This window comes from Nodularia chucula CCY0103, assembly GCF_963923915.1.
In the GTDB taxonomy this organism is placed as follows: Bacteria; Cyanobacteriota; Cyanobacteriia; order Cyanobacteriales; family Nostocaceae; genus Nodularia; species Nodularia chucula.
Genome location: NZ_CAWUOL010000106.1, coordinates 1 through 17,007, shown reverse-complemented (window position 1 = coordinate 17,007; position 17,007 = coordinate 1). Strand labels below are relative to the sequence as shown.

At 39.2% G+C, this 17,007-nt stretch carries 17 protein-coding genes; 7 read left to right on the top strand and 10 right to left on the bottom strand.

Annotation, left to right across the window (positions count from 1 at the left end; all coding sequences use genetic code 11):
* Positions 1–87 precede the first annotated feature (87 nt).
* Positions 88–942, bottom strand: a complete 855-nt coding sequence (locus ACM0OP_RS21060; protein WP_414530366.1) for a GIY-YIG nuclease family protein — start codon at positions 940–942, stop codon at positions 88–90.
* Positions 943–1,446: 504 nt separating this feature from the next.
* On the opposite strand from ACM0OP_RS21060, the gene ACM0OP_RS21055 reads away from it, so the two are divergent.
* The 3 genes from ACM0OP_RS21055 (at position 1,447) to ACM0OP_RS21045 (ending at position 4,063) form a co-directional block, all read left to right on the top strand.
* Positions 1,447–2,100 (top strand): tyrosine-type recombinase/integrase, encoded by a 654-nt coding sequence (locus tag ACM0OP_RS21055; RefSeq protein WP_414530365.1) that lies wholly within the window; start codon positions 1,447–1,449, stop codon positions 2,098–2,100.
* A 257-nt stretch (positions 2,101–2,357) separates the two neighbouring features.
* Positions 2,358–2,990, top strand: coding sequence for a DUF6088 family protein (locus tag ACM0OP_RS21050; RefSeq protein ID WP_414530364.1), 633 nt, complete (start codon positions 2,358–2,360; stop codon positions 2,988–2,990).
* Positions 2,987–4,063, top strand: coding sequence for a nucleotidyl transferase AbiEii/AbiGii toxin family protein (locus ACM0OP_RS21045; RefSeq protein WP_414530363.1), 1,077 nt, complete (start codon positions 2,987–2,989; stop codon positions 4,061–4,063). Before ACM0OP_RS21050 ends, ACM0OP_RS21045 begins: the two co-directional genes overlap by 4 nt.
* Here ACM0OP_RS21045 and ACM0OP_RS21040 read toward each other — a convergent pair.
* The 8 genes from ACM0OP_RS21040 to ACM0OP_RS21005 all read right to left on the bottom strand — a co-directional run bounded on the left by ACM0OP_RS21040 (position 4,026) and on the right by ACM0OP_RS21005 (position 13,372).
* Positions 4,026–4,604, bottom strand: a complete 579-nt coding sequence (locus ACM0OP_RS21040) for a hypothetical protein (RefSeq protein ID WP_414530362.1) — start codon at positions 4,602–4,604, stop codon at positions 4,026–4,028. The genes ACM0OP_RS21045 and ACM0OP_RS21040 overlap by 38 nt on opposite strands.
* Before the next feature lie 198 nt (positions 4,605–4,802).
* Positions 4,803–8,438, bottom strand: coding sequence for a plasmid replication protein, CyRepA1 family (locus ACM0OP_RS21035; protein ID WP_414530361.1), 3,636 nt, complete (start codon positions 8,436–8,438; stop codon positions 4,803–4,805).
* A 500-nt stretch (positions 8,439–8,938) separates the two neighbouring features.
* Complete coding sequence (locus ACM0OP_RS21030; RefSeq protein WP_414530360.1) at positions 8,939–9,172, bottom strand: hypothetical protein; 234 nt, start codon at positions 9,170–9,172, stop codon at positions 8,939–8,941.
* Entirely contained in the window at positions 9,165–11,321 is a 2,157-nt protein-coding gene (locus tag ACM0OP_RS21025) for a hypothetical protein (RefSeq protein ID WP_414530359.1), read from the bottom strand. The genes ACM0OP_RS21030 and ACM0OP_RS21025 overlap by 8 nt, the downstream gene beginning before the upstream one ends.
* Positions 11,322–11,393: 72 nt before the next feature.
* The gene (locus ACM0OP_RS21020) at positions 11,394–12,170 is read right to left on the bottom strand and encodes a hypothetical protein (RefSeq protein ID WP_414530358.1); all 777 of its coding nucleotides are present in this window, start codon (positions 12,168–12,170) and stop codon (positions 11,394–11,396) included.
* 72 nt (positions 12,171–12,242) lie between these two features.
* Positions 12,243–12,809 (bottom strand): hypothetical protein, encoded by a 567-nt coding sequence (locus tag ACM0OP_RS21015; RefSeq protein ID WP_414530357.1) that lies wholly within the window; start codon positions 12,807–12,809, stop codon positions 12,243–12,245.
* 13 nt (positions 12,810–12,822) lie between these two features.
* A complete protein-coding gene (locus ACM0OP_RS21010) occupies positions 12,823–13,065 on the bottom strand; it encodes a hypothetical protein (protein ID WP_414530356.1) in 243 nt (80 codons plus the stop codon).
* 4 nt (positions 13,066–13,069) lie between these two features.
* Positions 13,070–13,372, bottom strand: coding sequence for a hypothetical protein (locus ACM0OP_RS21005; RefSeq protein ID WP_414530355.1), 303 nt, complete (start codon positions 13,370–13,372; stop codon positions 13,070–13,072).
* 268 nt (positions 13,373–13,640) lie between these two features.
* Between ACM0OP_RS21005 and ACM0OP_RS21000 the strand changes: the two genes are divergently transcribed.
* A complete protein-coding gene (locus tag ACM0OP_RS21000; RefSeq protein ID WP_414530354.1) occupies positions 13,641–13,817 on the top strand; it encodes a ribbon-helix-helix domain-containing protein in 177 nt (58 codons plus the stop codon).
* A 118-nt stretch (positions 13,818–13,935) separates the two neighbouring features.
* Positions 13,936–14,304 (top strand): hypothetical protein, encoded by a 369-nt coding sequence (locus ACM0OP_RS20995; RefSeq protein ID WP_414530353.1) that lies wholly within the window; start codon positions 13,936–13,938, stop codon positions 14,302–14,304.
* A 340-nt stretch (positions 14,305–14,644) separates the two neighbouring features.
* On the opposite strand, the gene ACM0OP_RS20990 is transcribed toward ACM0OP_RS20995, so the two are convergent.
* On the bottom strand, positions 14,645–14,815 hold the full coding sequence (locus ACM0OP_RS20990; protein WP_414530352.1) for a hypothetical protein: 171 nt from the start codon (positions 14,813–14,815) through the stop codon (positions 14,645–14,647).
* A gap of 224 nt (positions 14,816–15,039) precedes the next feature.
* On the opposite strand from ACM0OP_RS20990, the gene ACM0OP_RS20985 reads away from it, so the two are divergent.
* Both ACM0OP_RS20985 and ACM0OP_RS20980 read left to right on the top strand, forming a co-directional pair.
* Positions 15,040–16,071: a protelomerase family protein gene (locus tag ACM0OP_RS20985; RefSeq protein ID WP_414530351.1), complete on the top strand. Its 1,032-nt coding sequence runs from the start codon at positions 15,040–15,042 to the stop codon at positions 16,069–16,071.
* Positions 16,072–16,157: 86 nt separating this feature from the next.
* A partial coding sequence (locus tag ACM0OP_RS20980; RefSeq protein ID WP_414530350.1) for a hypothetical protein occupies positions 16,158–17,007 on the top strand: 850 nt, incomplete at its 3' end.

Below are 17,007 nucleotides of genomic sequence, written 5' to 3'. Positions count from 1 at the left end.
CAGTTAATTTCTTCCCTGGCTTGCGGTTGTCATACGGGTTCAGGTCATGCTTGGCGTTGTGATCATCTAACCTTTGCTGGCATCCCTTCAGAATTTCTTTAACTGTGGCTGGCTTGCTTCCGGCACGTTCAAATCTAAGATCCAAGACTTACCTTTCTTGGAAATTTTCCCTTTCTTAAGTGCAACAATCTGATCACAAATTTTTCTAGTATACTCAGATGGTTTTTTTTGGAAACAATGCCTTCTGATATCAGCAAGCCTCGCTTTCCGTTCTGGTTGGTCGTTAACGTAATACAGCACTTTAGTAATGTCTGGTGAATTTTCTGATCCTTGACCGTGTTGAGCGTAAAGACGTACAAATTGATTAGAATAGTAATGAGTCAATCCAATAGCTTTTGTGATTGTTGTGCTGTCTATTTGCCCTAATTCCTCACCTTTGTTTACACAATCTAAAATGTGGAGTAGTTTTGCAAAACGCAATGCTTTATCGTCGTATTCTTCCTCCTCCTCATCTCTTAATTTTGTCTTCGCTATTTCTATTATTTTTATAATCAAATCGGGTATGTCATGTAATTCTAGGTTCCCCGCGTGGAGTAGGACTTGCTTGAAGATATCGCTTCTCTTTGGATCTTCGTCGTTTTCTTCATGATCACCACTGTAGAGAATTTGCTCATTATTTTTCATGAAATTCATATCTTGTATAACATTTTCTACTTGCTTATCGTTCAGATAAAACCATTCATTTCTGTGGTTATATTTTTTATATTTATTATGTAAAATCCTTTCTGTAGGTTCAGCGTTAATTACTTCTATATAAAAAACTATATGTTTTTCATTGGGTGATTGGTTTCCATTTAATTGTTTTAGCCGCTTCTCAAGATTTTGAGTTACACCAATTTTATATAAAGAAGTTACTCCATCTCTAATTAAATAAACATACATAATCATTCCTCAAAATTTATTGTTTTAGGTAGTATACGCTCGTGAGTAGCATTGGAACAGGAATGTACGTTAATCCCAAGATACCTGCTGTCACTGAGTTTTAGTCTTTGCTCTAAAATCTGTCTATTCCTGAGATAAAAATCTTTATCACAGGAAAAATACGCTCAAAGCCTTAATTATCGGTGAAAATGAGGCTTTGAAGAAGATAAAACTTTTATCGTTATCACAGGAATTAGTTGTTAGCGTACATTTTGGTTCCATTGCTACTCGCACGCGAAAATACATTGGTATCAAGAAAACCTTTGTCTACAAAGACTGATACATTATCTTTTTCTGCTTTATCATGTGAATTTGCCATATTTTGACCTTAATAGCTTTAATTTTGCATATATTACTAGACCAATAGTTTTTATTACTACACCAAGCCATTAGTTGTATATAATTATCTAAATTTTAATGGTTAAACCGTTGTAGGCTGTAGATCACAGGGTTTACAGTCAAGCCATGAAAATCAACAGGCACGGACGCGCCAAAGTCATTACACAGCAAGAGATACAGTTAATTTTTACCCACGGCTTGAACAATGACCGGGATAGAATGCTGTTTGGTGTATGCCTGTTTAGTGCCTGTAGAATCCGGGAATGTGTAACGCTGCAAACTCAAGACATCTACACACCCAAGGGTGAAGTTAGATCGCAATTCGTGATTAGGAAGTCAAACACTAAAGGCAAACTGGCCACAAGGTCTATCCCAGTAATTGAAGACTTGCGGCGGCTATTGGCTGATTATTCCCGCCTAGCTGGGAATGTTTACCTGTTTCCCGGTCGTAGCAACGGACATATCAGCCATGACTCAGCAGCGCGTATTTTAAGGAAAGCTTGCGAACAAGTAGGAATTATCGGAGTGAGTACGCACAGCTTCCGGCGTACTGCCTTAACCCAGATGAGCAACGCTGGCATACCACTGAGGGTAATTCAGGAATTGTCAGGGCATAGGAATTTAGAACAGTTACAGAGATATTTAGAGGTGAGTGATGATCAGGTGTTGGGGGCGGCTTCTGCCTTGTCGATGCTGTCACCTGCTGTTGAAGTCGTTAAATACCGCTATCCCGACATTACACAGGATGGGGCTATACCCCAGGATTTGAAACACGATTAGACGGGTTTAAACCGTGTTTTTAAGCAAACATTTTTAGCTACTAGCTAAAAATTTGCGAAAATGCAGTTTTTCACCTAAAGTTGAATTATATGTAATTTAATTTGTGGTGTTGAGTGGTATGACCCTCAAACTCATTCAAACCCACTCAAAAAACACTCAAAACACACTCAAAACACACTCAAACACACTCAAAACACACTCAAAACACACTCAAACACACTCAAACACACTCAAACACACTCAAACCAACGTAGACAATGTTTAGTAGCGTATCTGACAAGATTGTAAAGCGTGTAGACGCAGACGGTCGCGGTCAAAGGGTTTATACTCCAAAAGATTTTTCAAAATTAGGGAGTCGAACATCCGTACACCAAGCTTTGTCACGGCTAGTAAAAACTGGTTTTTTACGTCGTATTAGTCGTGGTTTGTACGATTTTCCACGAGTAATCCCTACTCTAAAGTGTCAAGCCCCTCCAAATATTGATGCTGTAATTGCTGCATTAAAAATAAAATATAAAATTATTCACATACTACCTGACGGCATTGTTGCAGCAAATAAACTTGGTCTTACAAATGCTGTTCCCGCAAAAACTGTGTATATTACTGATCGGATCAGCAAAAATTTTAAAATTGGAAATCGAACGATTTGTTTTCAACAAGCTGATGGATGGCTAAAAAAATGGGTAAATCGTCCTAGTGGCTTTGTTATTCAGGCACTTTACTGGCTGGGAGAATGTGCTGCTTGTGATCCAAGGGTAATTGATATTTTACGAGTGCGCTTAAATGATCATACAAAGCAAGACCTAATAAATGGTAAGAACCTTCTACCCAATTGGATAAGCTCAATTATCGAACAAGCATTTTTAAATAATGAGAGTGCTGTTGCGTGAATCCGAATTTTTTAGATTTTATTAGTCTCTCTACAGATGAACGTTCAGATATTTTTAACCTTAAATCTGAACAACTAAACATCTTACCAATTTATGTGGAGAAAGATTTTTGGGTTTGTGTAGCTCTTGATATTCTATACAATGGATTATCTAAAAAAGAACATCCATGCTTTTTATTTAAAGGTGGTACATCACTTTCTAAAGTTTATAACCTTATTGAAAGATTCTCGGAAGATATAGATATAACAATCTTCCGAGAATATTTTGGTTTTACAGGGGATAAAGACCCATCCACAAATGAAATTAGTGGTAAGCAGAGGAGAGTATTAATACAAGAAGTAATAGAAAAAACAAATGAGTTTGTTCAAGGAAAATTAAAAGACGATTTAGAAAATATTATAAATACGTTTTCATCTGAATGTAGTCTAGTATTAGATGATTTAACTGATGATGAAAAAAATCCTACGTTATTACTTCAGTATCCCAGTTTGTTTGAATCAGAAAATATTGCTTACGTTCAATCTCGAATAAAATTAGAGTTTGGAGGACGTTCAGGATATATTCCTTATGAAGAATGTACTATAACTCCTTTTATAGATGATCTTTTCGTTGAAAAAGATTTTTCAGTTGGTGGAATAACTACACTTAGACCTGAAAGAACATTTTGGGAGAAGATATTGATTTTACATGGTCAATGTTGTCGTTATAGAGATGAAAAGAAATTACCAATAGATAGAAATCGTCTTTCTCGGCACTACTACGATATAGCAATGATTTCAAGAACTGAAATAGGTAATAAGGCAATTAATAACATCAAATTACAGACTGACGTTAAACAACATACAGAAAAATTTTTTAAAAGAGCATGGATGAAATTAGAAGAGGCTATTCCAGGAGGATTTCTTATAGTACCAAGAGATGAATTGTTGTTAAATAAATTCAAGGAAGATTACCAAGATATGCAAATGATGATGCTAGGTGAAGCGCCAGATTTTGATACTCTTGTAACAGATATTAAGACATTAGAAGAAAAAATCAACACAATCCCTGACCCTGAAAATCAGTCTTACTAACCAACCACCCCATCTGATTACCTAGCTTCCCTGCTTTGGTGAAAGTAAAGCTACCCCACACAAAAGCCACTTCATCTTTACCCACCCTGGGAGTAACACCAATCAATTCTTTTACCTTACCTGTACTCAGTATCCACTTATGAGTTACAGCTTTTTCTAATTCCTCATACTCAGACAAAGGCGATCGCCTGTTCCCCATGTACCCCATCATTTTCTCAACCAAACCAGCCATAAGACTGATAGCGGTTAGGTTTTCGCTGTTGTCTAGTTCGTTGTCAAGTTTGTCTAGTCGATTGTCAAGTTTTTCCAGTGCGGGTATTTCAAACTCAGGCTGAATGGGGAAATCAGCGATCGCACCACCACCCCTAATATGCTTGTCAAGTTTGTCCAGTAACTCTAACTGCTGTGGGGTGATTTTACCCCGTGCCACTGGTTTTATGTCCAGTCCGTTGATTCGGTCGTATATCGCTTGTCTGGACTCTAACCCGTATCTGGCTTGTAGACTAGCGATTTTAATCAATTCAGTGTCTTGGTTGTCCATCTTGGCTTGTCCAGTGGCTTACTTGACAATCATAAAATGTCAAGTGTGAAACTGGACAAAGTTAGTTTGTCAAGTTATCTAGTGGACAAAATATTTTTAGCCTGTAGCTAAAACCGGGATAGCCGAATGGCATCGCACCAAGTAACGTTTTTAAACCATCCCCAAGCTGTTAAACTTGGGGACAAATTTAATTAACAATCAAAGACCACTTAAAGCCAGTTTCTCGGCTTCTATATCGCCAATGGCATCGATCCAATTATTCAGCCATTTGCAGGATTCACCAAAGCGAGATTTAATCTCTTCTCGCCACCAACCACCGGGGGCAAATTCAGATACTAAATGCGCTAGTAATTCTCTGGCTTCTGCTACTATCTCGCCTTTTAGCTCGTGTGCTTTATTTGTGAGCATTTTACCCAGTGCGGCGACGTGTCCCAACGTCACATCAAGGGGACTAAAGCACGGTGGAATACTCTCCTCTTCTGTCATTTCCGGCATAGGTGCGGGTGCAGCGATCGCAGCCGCTTCAAACGCTTTTCTGCATTCCTCATCACTAGCTAATTGCTCCAATTCCGCTTGCTTGCTGGCTTCGTGCTTCTCAAGCCGTTCTAAATCCCTAGTACGCCAGTAATCGAAAATGGTTTTATATTCGGGTACGTTGTCGAACGCAGGAACCGCCAACCGCCAGAACTGTTCCCTGTGACCATCTACACCTTTTTTAATTCCCCTGACCGCTTTTAACCCAACCCAACCCAGGATTTTTTGCACTACTTTAATGGGCGTGGCTTCTATATCTTTTCTGAGAACTGACAGCGATGTTTGTGGGAAAAATTCTGTTTTAAATCTGTAAAAGTTTTCCAAAATAACATCACAAGCCTTCTGCACCTCTCGACAATCCTTGGGATTGTAATCATCTAATTTCATCAAATCATTTAAGCCTATTAGATCAAGGAAGGCTACCTTTCGAGAAACTGATTTAAAATCAAGCATAAATATCTCGCCATCGCTGTATTTGTGCGCTTTCTCAGCTTTCAAGATGTCAATCTTGCTTAATAAATCCCTACCTTGCGATGACCAGTAAAACAGCAGATTGAGTTTACCATACAGCTTTTTATCATCAGCTTTAATTAATTCGGGTGTAACTTCCTCTGCACCGTAGGATTTTTTTAGATACGCTTTCCTGAGTGACCGTATCTCGGCTTTAGTCTTCTCAGCTTTTTTTGATAGCGTCTCTAACTGCACGGGGTCAATTTCTACCGCGTTAGACGTTGCCGTACAATCATCGTCGTAGGCAATATCACAACCTTCTTTTAATTCGGTTTTGATTTGGCTTTGTTCGCCTTCTGATGGCATCACTAAGTTGTCATCACCCGGTAGGAAATCATGCCCAATAATATGACCCTCAAGCTCTAGATTGTTGATCGCAGATTGTCGATAGTTTTTAGCTGTGTAATTGATGTATGCACCCAATCTTACATACAGATTCATACAAGGCGTGTTAACTTGACCTGATTCAATATCAAAACTCAAGCCAGCTTCCTTTAAATCTTTTACAATTCTTGATTGCCTTTGGCGTTCATCTTTTAAGATGCCACCGGGATATATAGCACCATTGCCTATTTGATTTGAGCTAGTAGCCCTAAACCAAACAAATCTAGGAACAGCCGGACGATATCGGCTTAAGTGTTGTCTTGCGTTTGCTTCGGGCTGCACGCCACCGAACACGCCAAAAACAAAATCAAAATGTGGATTTTCGACACTTACACCAGTTTCTATCACAGGTGATGTTAATACTACGTCATAATTTACGCAGATTTGATCCAAAATCATTACATCTTTGCCGTCAACTTTTGAGCTTTGTGTGCATCCAAAAGCCTCGTGTTGCGGGTCGTTGACGGATTGCGAGTCAACTATTAAAACTTTTAGATCAGGAAATCTTTTCTTAATTGCAATTCCTAGATATTGAGTGGAATATTTACCCTTGACCTTTTGAGAGGATAAGCAGAAAAAGATTTTTTTACCCTCTTTCAGCTTATCGAAAGCTGTTTTGATTAAAGCGTTAGGAGTGCTTTGTGTGAAGTTGCAAACACGCCAAGCGTCATCGGAAAAAACATAATCGTTTACTACGGTAAATGATTTTGTTGGTACTTCAATCAATCCCCTGATAAATTGCACAGTAGGGTCATTTAGATCCGCATCGGCATATATTAATTTACCTCCAGTTGATAAGGCGAAATTAATTAGTTTTTTGAGGTTGTTAATGATCCGAACCCTATTATTTTTCATGTTTGGATCAGTGAGCAAAGACCAAACCATTTGAACGACTTCATCTAAAACGATAACAGCGCCTTTCCATTGCTCGTAATGAAAATTAGCTTTACTGTATTCGTGCAAAGAGTGAATACAAAGCGCGTACCCATCCAGATACTTTTGAGCTTGTGCGGCTTCTCCTGATTCATCCACATAAGGTAAATTAAACCTAGTACATAAGGCTTTGCCTAATTGTATTCTGTGCGAGATTACGAGCTTTAGAGTCCCTTCTGGTAAAGCATTCAAGATACTAGCTATAGTATGCGTTTTCCCTGTTTTCTTAGGCGACCGGATTTTAATGTCGTTAGCATCAACAGGGATTTTAATATCACCCAATCTAGGCTGATTCAGAACTAAATCAGCAGACGTATTTAACTGATTTAGTTGTAGTGCTGACCATTCAATGAAGGGCAAAGCATTTTCAATTATTAAATCTAATCTTTCCTTACCGTCAGCCCTAGCGATTACATCATCAATACCTTTACCCAACTTGGGAAGCCACGAAAGTATTTTAATTTCGTTGTCTAGTTCTTTCAGTTTCCAAGACAGTTTGGTTATAGCTTGATTAACCCCTACTTTTGCTTGATGTTTGGTATCTTGATCAAAACAGATAGTAAAGTCTCTGGGTACTTCGGCAAAGAATTTTACCTCTGGGATAAACTCTAATATCTTTTTACCTCTAGCGTCTAAATCCTCACCCTTTTTACCCCAATTCCAAACACCTGCTAACCCTATAGCCAAATAACCTTGACTGAGTAAAGCGGCTGTTTTTTTTGCTCCCTCACACAAAATCAAAGGCAATCCCATTTCCCGTACATAATGCCAAAATTCCCAGTCAGCACCGTTTAAAATTGCCTCATCTTGGCAGTGCAATTCTTTAATACGTCTGGGTAGTCGCAGGGCATAGATACCGCTTGGGATGCCTGTGGGAGATTGATATTTAATCTCTCTTTGTCGCACCGGATCAAATCCGGGTTTATCTGGTTTTAGCTGTCCCCAGTTTGATTGATCAGAGCGACCTAAAACATCAACCCCATTACACCACCAACCGCCTTCTAGGATGTGACCGTAGCTTCTGAGAGTGGATTGATTAGCTACACCTGAGTTTGTTCGCGTAACTTCAATATTACCTAGAATCAGTTCTGATGCTAGATGACCACCTACGCTCTTAAGATTTAAAGCGATGATATCATTAGCAATCCCAGAACCTATATGTAATTCTCGCCAGTGCGCTTCTGTGGCGTATGCTTCTGGGTAATCTCGGCAGAATTGAGCAAAGTCATCTATTTCTAAAGAAGTTTTTAGCGACGTACTAAAACTGTTTTCGCCCTCTAAAGCAGAATAATTATGGTAGTTTTTACCATAATCTTCATTATCGCTATCTGCATCAGAAGTATGTAAAACTTGCGCTACATCTGTGTTAGTTTGCAGCAAGTCGGATTTAGCAGGTGTAGAAATGTTTTCTACTGTGTTGCTAGTTTTGGTAATATCTACTATAATTGGTTTAACGGTTGAATCTTGATGCACGGTATTTCTTCCTTTTTACCGTTGCCAAGAACCTTTAAAAACCCTAGAATCGAAATATAGTGTTTATTTTGGTTGCCGGGGCGAATGGCTTGTTAAAGGGTCTTTTGTTGGTTCTCGACAACTTTTTTTGTTTTTACAGTTGTTTTTTGCGCCCTTGAGATAAATCTCAATTAGTTATCTTCACTTACCCAGTGGTACTAAAAAGAGATTTTTGATACTCACATTTTAGCATAGGTCTTTTTTAAAAGATCAGTTTTTCTTATATGTTGAAATCCTATAATTAAAAATTCCCCAGCCCCTCTGGGTTCCCGCGTTAAAATTTTTTTTGTTTCTGATTTCGCCCTTGAATTTAAATATCCTCTGCTATCAATTAGCGGAGGATATTTTATTTTTAGTTACTTTTTAGTCAGTGACTAAAAATAAAAAACTGTTTTTTAAAATTCAATTATTTGTTAAAAACAGTTTTAAATCTCCTTTGACTTCCCCAACGACTACAACGGCTAAGACCGTTTTCGCAACAAAGCCCGGATAATATCAGCTTTGCAATCCTTGGGGCAAACTTCCCAATCACGCGCCAACGGGTAAATTTCCATTACTTCGGCTGTGATCACTGTGCGGCTAAATTTAAAACCTCTTCTTTCAAGAGTTGCGGCTATAGTGTTAACTTTGGATTTGAGTTGTTTTGGTGAAAGATTTTGGCAGGCAGGCGACAAAGTAACGTTTTGGTTAATCATTGCCTGTTACCTTGAAAACGTGATTACAGTCTTTGCACTTCCTTTTACTATTGCCATTTTTGATAGTCTCACTTGAACCGCACTTAGGGCAAGTAATTGGCTGTAATTGTTCGTAGGTATACAAGCCAAAATCAGGCAACTGAATAAAATACGGTCTACCGTCGCCCAAAACAAGCCCAAAACGGTAAGCTTGGGGATTTGTCTTGTCTAAGCCAAGTTCATCATTTTTGGTGTGGCAATACTCGGTTAATCTGTCAGCCGTCGCTTTGAGCTTAGTTTGCTCCTCAGTTGTAAATTGATTTGAATTTGCGATCGCGTCGTAACAGTTCGCCCCCAGGTGAAGATTAATAGCGCTATTCCAATCTGACCGATCCATCCCTGGGTAATTCTTGACGTTTGCATTCTGACCCAGGAATAGCACCCCAAAATCAGAGTGAGAAGCTTGTTTAATAATCGTGTTGATAGCCTGACCTACTGCTTTGGGTTCATCGGCTTGAATCATGCTGCTGTCTATTTCATCAAAAATCGAAATTGAAAACTCAGCATGAGTAACTTTATTGTTGACATCGTTAGCCAGTTTGTAAATTCCCAAAATTGAATCGTCGTGAGTTTTACCAACTGTGGGGATAGTCCATCTATCCTTGTGACTGCCAAACTGGGGATTAAATACACTGGACACACCTGACCGATTAGCCAGAATACACACAGCCAAATTTTCAGCCGTGGGAGATTTACCGCTTTCACTTCCTCCAGTGATCCGCACCCGTGACCAATTTTTTACCACGCTGGGGAACTTATCAGCAGTTTTCCAGAGTTTGTTTACATCATTTTCGCTGGTAGACTGCTTTACTGGCTTACGTGCCAAGTGTAGATAAGCTGTCATTAGCCCTTCCTCAGCATTCCATTTAAAAGTGACTGGGGACAACGTGTGAGTAAGCTGTTGTAACTTTTCAGAGTGACTGTTTAACTCACTGGGGATGATAACTCTGTTATTGCGATCGCAGTGAAAACTCAAAGTACCCTGCCAAGTCTCATAATCAGCTTTTGCCCTATCTAGAATCAGCCCCATAGCCTCAAAATAGCTAATGATGATATTTCCACAGCGTAAATCGTCCCGTGTCGCCAAGCCCCATTTAATCGGCTTACGTGCGTTAGCCAGTTCTAAGTTTTTTTGTTCTACTTGGTTTAACAGGTCTTGGATCTGTTTGCGTAGCTCGTTCAAGCCAGCGTCATTGTCATTAGCTCGGTTGTAGACAGTTTCAAGCTGCTGTCGTTGGTAGTCGCTTTGTTCTCTAATCAGGGATTGGGCTTTAGTGATTGGGACAGATTGAGATTTGCAATCTTTAATAAATTCACTTGCCTTGTGGAGTAGTAACCGCTCGTTAATATTCAGCAGTCCCCTGTACTTCACTTGAATTAAAGTCAATTGAGTATTGATATCACAATAGATTTTCAGAGTGTTTTCAATATCATCTACTGCTAAATCTTGGATGTCTTGCAGTAAGTCTTGGCAATCGTTAAAGCACTCAACTAATTTAGACTCAAACTGTTTTAACTGATGATGGATGCTGATATGGTCATCACTGGCAAGATTGTGTTTAATGCTGTTGTCTACTCGGTTACAAACCTCAGCTATTCTTTGGTTAATTTCATCATGAAAAATTATCTTTAGGTCAGAACATTTTTCAAAGTATTGGTCTGTATCTTCCTCCAAAACTTTCTTTAATGTTTCCGCTTTATGCTGTAACTGTGCGGTTAACAAATCACATTGTGTTTTGTAGGATGTGATGGTATTTCCTAGAGTAACAACTTGCTGCTGATAGTCTGTAATCTCTGACTTCCTAACATTATAAAGCCGTTGTAACTCTTCTAGAGTCTTGTTTGTAGCCTTGCATTCTGTCTCAAGTTGGTTAAATCTACCCTCGGTAAACTTCAGAATTTCATCAAGTTGACTGTTAGCTGAGTCTTCATAAGTCTTAGCCGTTAATTGATTTGTAGCTGCAATAGAGATAGAAGCTATCAGAATATTTACAGCCAACGGTTTAACATTCTCCTCAGCCCTAAATACTGACCACAACGAAGCTACAGCAATTAATGAAGATGCTACAGTTACCAGTTTTGACCCGTTCTTAAAGTTGATTTTTGGCATTGTCCTTTAGTCCGTCATTAATAAGAAAAAGGCATCAAGTAACGCTACATGATGCCAGAGTGTAAGTAGTAATTAAGCTTCTAATAATCTGGCTTCTATCTCTTGACGTTTAATCTCGTTATTCTTGATGTGTCCCTCAATTTCTAGTCTTAAACTGTCATTCCTTGCGGCTTGACGTTCTAGTTTTAAGTTCCATTCTTCACGTAATCCTTCAGTTAAGTTAACTGTGCCATTGGTGGCGATTTGTTGCTGTGATAACTGTTCCTCAGTCTGTTCTAATTTTGATTGTCTGATACTGTAATTTGTCTCAGATATCTGGTTAGTCAAAACCTTAGAACCTACCTCTATAGCCGCAGTTGCAAAGTCAACCACATCGCCTATAAGGTGACGCTGTTCTGTTGCCAGTTTTACTACTTGTCTACCCTGCTGAGTCTTGGCAGTTCTGACAGATAAGCTATTATTTTGACGCTGTATTTTTAGCTTCTCTACATTGGCTTCTGCTGCTGTCATTTCCGGTATATTGGCATCAGCTTTGTAAGGTTCACTGCCAAGTAAATCTTTCAGATTAATATCGGCAATACCGTACTCACTGGCAATATTTCCCGCAATATTAAAACTCTCTCTTGATGCAGTTTGAGTTAACGCTGACCTTGAAGATATTGTCTGCTGAATGTTGCTTACATTACTGGTAATTGATTGGGCAGAATTTACAACGTGTCCTACTGTGTTTGTAACGTTCTGTACTGTCTCATTTATCGCCTCTACAGTCTTTTTAGCTGTAAAACGTCCGTTACTATCACGCTGTACTTTGCGCTTTTCTGTTGCCTCTTCTCGCGTTGGGTTCGCCATTAGTTTAGAATCTTAGTAAGTATATTGTTCAGGATGTCTAGGGGCTTGAATATCACCCCTAGTACATCTGTTTTATTTGCTTTTGGAGTCTAGAGTTACCCCAATTTTTTCCAAGTCTTGCAGCATAGCGTCAAACTCAGAACTGTCATGAGTTACACGTTCTTTAGGTTGATGATTTTTGACAACCTCGTAGTTAGTCTTGAGATGAGTTAAAAGCTTTTGCTCTACTCGGTTGTAGTGACTATCAACAGTGTTACTCAGGTCTGTGTAATGGTCATCTAGCAGTTGACTAACTCGCACTTTCTCAACAGATAAGCCAGCGCTCAAAAGCTGTTCTACTCGGTTGGTATCTAGGTTAATTTCTGGCTGTTCTGTCTGTTCGGCTAAGTCGTTAGAATCTTGCTGTGATAGCTCGTTAGAATCGCGCTGTGCTAGTTCGTTTTTACCTTCTGGCAGTTGTGGACGTTCTTCTGCGGGTGGTAATTGTGGAGTGCCAAAAACACTGTTTAGATATTGAATATGGGAGTCATTGAGGTTAGAAGTTTTCAGCCATTGAGTGTTAGGGAAGCTATCCTGTAAAGCTTCTGTAACTTCTGTAAGTTCTACTTGGTATTTTTTCGCGTAATTGCGTAATTGCATAGTGTTTTAGTCCTTAGATAAACGGGTTGTTCTGTTCGCTCAAATCTTCAGCCTTGTTTAGGGCTTGCTCATATTCATGGTTCACAATGCCGTCCCAAACTTCGTTAATTGCTTGGATAGCATCACTCAGTGTTAAGTCGTTGGAAGTTGAAAAGCTGTCAGACTTAATAATTTTTTGGTACTCTGGATTTTCTGCAATCATTCTGAGTGTTACCGATGTACCTACTAGGATTTGTTTGATTTGTTCGGTTGTCATTTGTTTAGTTCTCAGTTTGTGAATATTTGCGGGTGAGAATTTTGATAACTCGTTCTCTGGAGAATTGGCGTAACAGGTCTGTAACTTCTCGCAAGTATTCCAGGTGTGAGGATTCTATTTTTTTGCGGTTGAGTGTTCCATATTCATCCACATAAACCCCTAAATCTGGGATGAAATCAGACGCGAAAATCATGTAACGGCTTAAGGTGCGAGTAGAAATATTTAACTCTCTGGCTACCTCTTCTCGGCTGTACTCCTTTTCATAGAGTGCGATCATGTCATTTGTGATTAACAGTTCTGTTGTCATATCGCTGACTGATTGTGTTGATTGTTGGCAGGTCTATAACAGGTCAGAGTCAGGATAGGCATGAGACAAACCGGATAGATTCTGGTAGATGTCCTGTAGATGTCCCCTTAGAATCGCGTCTCTGTTTTGACTATCTTGAGACTGTCTGAAGCCTGACTGCTTTCAACATAGCATAGTAGAATGCAATAGAATATAGTAGAATCTACAAACATAGATTAGAATCGCTTATGGTATAATTACTCAACCATAAGTGATTCTATTAGATTCTATGACCTTAGATAGGTATAAAGGTAAACGTCATACTGTAACTTTTCCTGAGAATATGTACCAAACCATACAAAAAATGTCTCAAGAAGATAACCGCACAGTGTCTCAAATGATTGTTCAGCTTTGTTCTGAAGCTATAAAACACCGCAGCCAGAATGAACAGGTTGATCAAGGTTGATAGGTGGGTTGATTGGTTGGTTTCTGGTTTGATGGATACCTGAAAACCTTACAGCGACTAGGTTTGTATTTTTGGCGGTTGATGCAATCGCCAAAATTAGCTTAAACAGGAGGGAATAATGGGTAATTGCCCTATGGGGTTAATCGATGCTTGTGTAAAAAAGCCACGGCTCAGAGGGTGCGAGAATTTTGATAAGTGTGACGCGATCGCTAACACTACCTTAATGCTTCCCTACAAGTACAGCCACGAGTTTAAATGTTTGACTGTTACTACTACTCATCCCCAAGCCCTACGGCACTATTACCACAACCCAGAAAATTTTAGGATTAAATGGTGGCATCACGAGCTTAGTTATCTGGCTGAGGAAGAATTAATAAAATTAGGTTTTGCCAGGGCTGTGAATAATCCCAGCTTTGATCAAGAAATTTGGTTTAGGTATCGCCCAATCAAAGAAGACGATCCAGATGATGACGGGATACCATTTTGAACCATAAAATTATTGACCTGTAGTGAGTACAGTTCTATAAAAACCAGCAAAATGGCTTGTCCCGAACTACACCTTAATCATCACAAACATCACCTTAATACTCACTGGCTTTTGATTGAAACAGAAATTTCCTTATCCCGAACTACACTTTAATCATCACAAACTACACCTCAATACTCACAAACATCACTTTTTTATCCTAGTAAATAGCTGGGGTATTTTTACACATTTGCTTGCTGAGAATCTTCTAAAACTCTATGGGAATATCGGGAATAAAAAACAGGCTAGGGATTATGCCTAGCCTGTACCTCAAAAAATTATTGCAGTTTACCCGACCATTCTAAAATGGAGCTTTGCCTGTTTCTGTGGTGTAGTTGAGATATCCGGCAAAATATTCACCCTCCAAAGTTTTAGGAGCCAAGCCCAAAGCTGCATCAAATTTCCCATCGGCGTAGTCGTTGCAGATTGTATTGGTGGTTGTGGTTTGGGTAGAAGCTGTTAGAGTAGTCATGAGTAAAAAATTTGTTTTGATTGATTGGGGAGTCGTTGGCGCGTCTCCCCTTTCGTTTATATCTATATATTAGGTGTTTTATTTATAGATGTAAAGGTATTTTGTATAGGGATATCTGATAATAAATTGTGTCTACCTGCCAATTTATCTATAGATAAGCTATTGTGTATAGTCCTTGTTTACTCTAATATTGAGTAAGTTACACAAAACAAGGAATACAGCTAATGAGTAGACAGCTTAAGGCCTCTGATGAATTACAAAATACTTATGTTGACAATCGGGTAAAACATTTACTGCCACAGTTTGAATCACTCGCACCCTATAAACTGAATCAACGCAAGAAAGGTACAGGTGACTTGGTAGGGTGGGAAAAGCTGGCCGCAGTAGAAGCCAAAAATTTAAAGATTAATTACCCGGACGATCAGCCAGAAGAGAAAAAAACCTACAACACAGCATTAAGGCAGATTACCGCACTCAAGAAAAGCTTAAAAACTGCTGCTAAAACTGACCTCAAAGACTCTGCACTGTATCACCCTGTTTGCACAATCATTACTCATTTTGGTAATGCCCTTTCTTACCAGTTCGCCAGTTACAAGGAAAAACAAAATACAGATTATCGTCAGCAAGTCGATGTTAGACGGCAATCAGAAAACCGGATAGAAATTGATTTAACAAACTCACTTAAATTTGCTCACAATATACTTACAGATATTAAAAATGGTGAGGATGCAAACTGGATGGATGTATCATGTTCTATTGCACTGGCAACGGGGCGACGGATGGCAGAAGTACATCTATCAGCCAGCTTTGAGCGTGTTGATGACTATACTGTTAGGTTTAAAGGTCATCTCAAAGGTAAGGATAGAAAGCTGAAAATAGCTGATAAAGCTGTGTTTATTCGGGATGTGGCTTTTGATATCCCCACTTTGGTTAATGCTGATTTAGTGGTTTTTGGCTTGCAGTGGTTGGGCGACAAAGGTAAACGCTTTGATAGCAATGAAGACCCGGAACGGGTAAACAGACGGTTCTCTAAAACACTTAATCAACACTGTAAACAGTTTGATATCTTCCCAGAAGATGAACGCACTTATCACAAATTTAGAGCCGCATATTTTAGGGCTTGTGTGGTGAATGCTCGTAGGGATGGTTTTGATTTTCTAGACTATGCCAAGACTGTTCTGATTGACAATGATGAGAAGACAATTGATAGTTACAAGCGGTATGAGATTAAACAAGGAACACTTACCCAGATATAATTAAATCCCTATACTAGATATCTTGACAAACTATCTGCAAGGTGTTTAGTATAGGGATAATAAAACATACTTGATAGGTAAATTATATGAGTAGATGGCAGTTAGCAGGGGAAGAATTAGCCGCAAAACTTCAAGGCGTAACAGATGAGGCGACTATCAAGGAATTAGCCCAAAACACTGTACAAAGCATTAGAGAAGCTTATCCGAACATAGACAGCCGTAAAAAGCCTATGGCTGATGTTCGTAAGGCTTTCAGGGCTGTGTTCCCAGCAACTAAAAAACAAGAGCATAAAGGGCAATATTTCACCAATTCGGGTAAAGGCAATGTTCCCAGGTACGAGCATTTATTTTTTCAGTTTTTCACCTTAACCACTGATGAATATGACGCAGTTGGCGACGATGCCCGGCAACAGTGGAAAGAACAGCAGCAAGCTAAGACAGTTGAACCCGCACCAAAAAAAGAAACCTTTACCCTATCTGGAATAATGAATATCTCACAACTAGAGTTAGACGCTGATACTCAAAAAATGGTAGAGGATGCGATCGCTTACTCTGGGATGTCATTGGCTGAGTTTGTCAAAAAATCCTGTCAGACTTACTCGGCTATTGTCGTAGGCAAGGCGAAAATGTCTAATGACGACTTGACCACAGTTTCAACTCAAGATTTATTAACCAACAGGGTTTACAAGACTCACCCCAACCGTGCGGAAGAGTTAACACGCCGTGCTATCTATGCCCTAGAAAATCATAATAATAACTGCACTGAGAAAAGCCAGAAATGGCACATAAACCAAACTGCTATACAAAGTCTTACAGGTAGCAAGCCAGCGACCGTCAAGGAAATTTTGAAAGGATGCCAGCAAAGGTTAGATGATCACAATGCCAAGCATGACCTGAACCCGTATGACAACCGCAAGCCAGGGAAGAAATTAACTG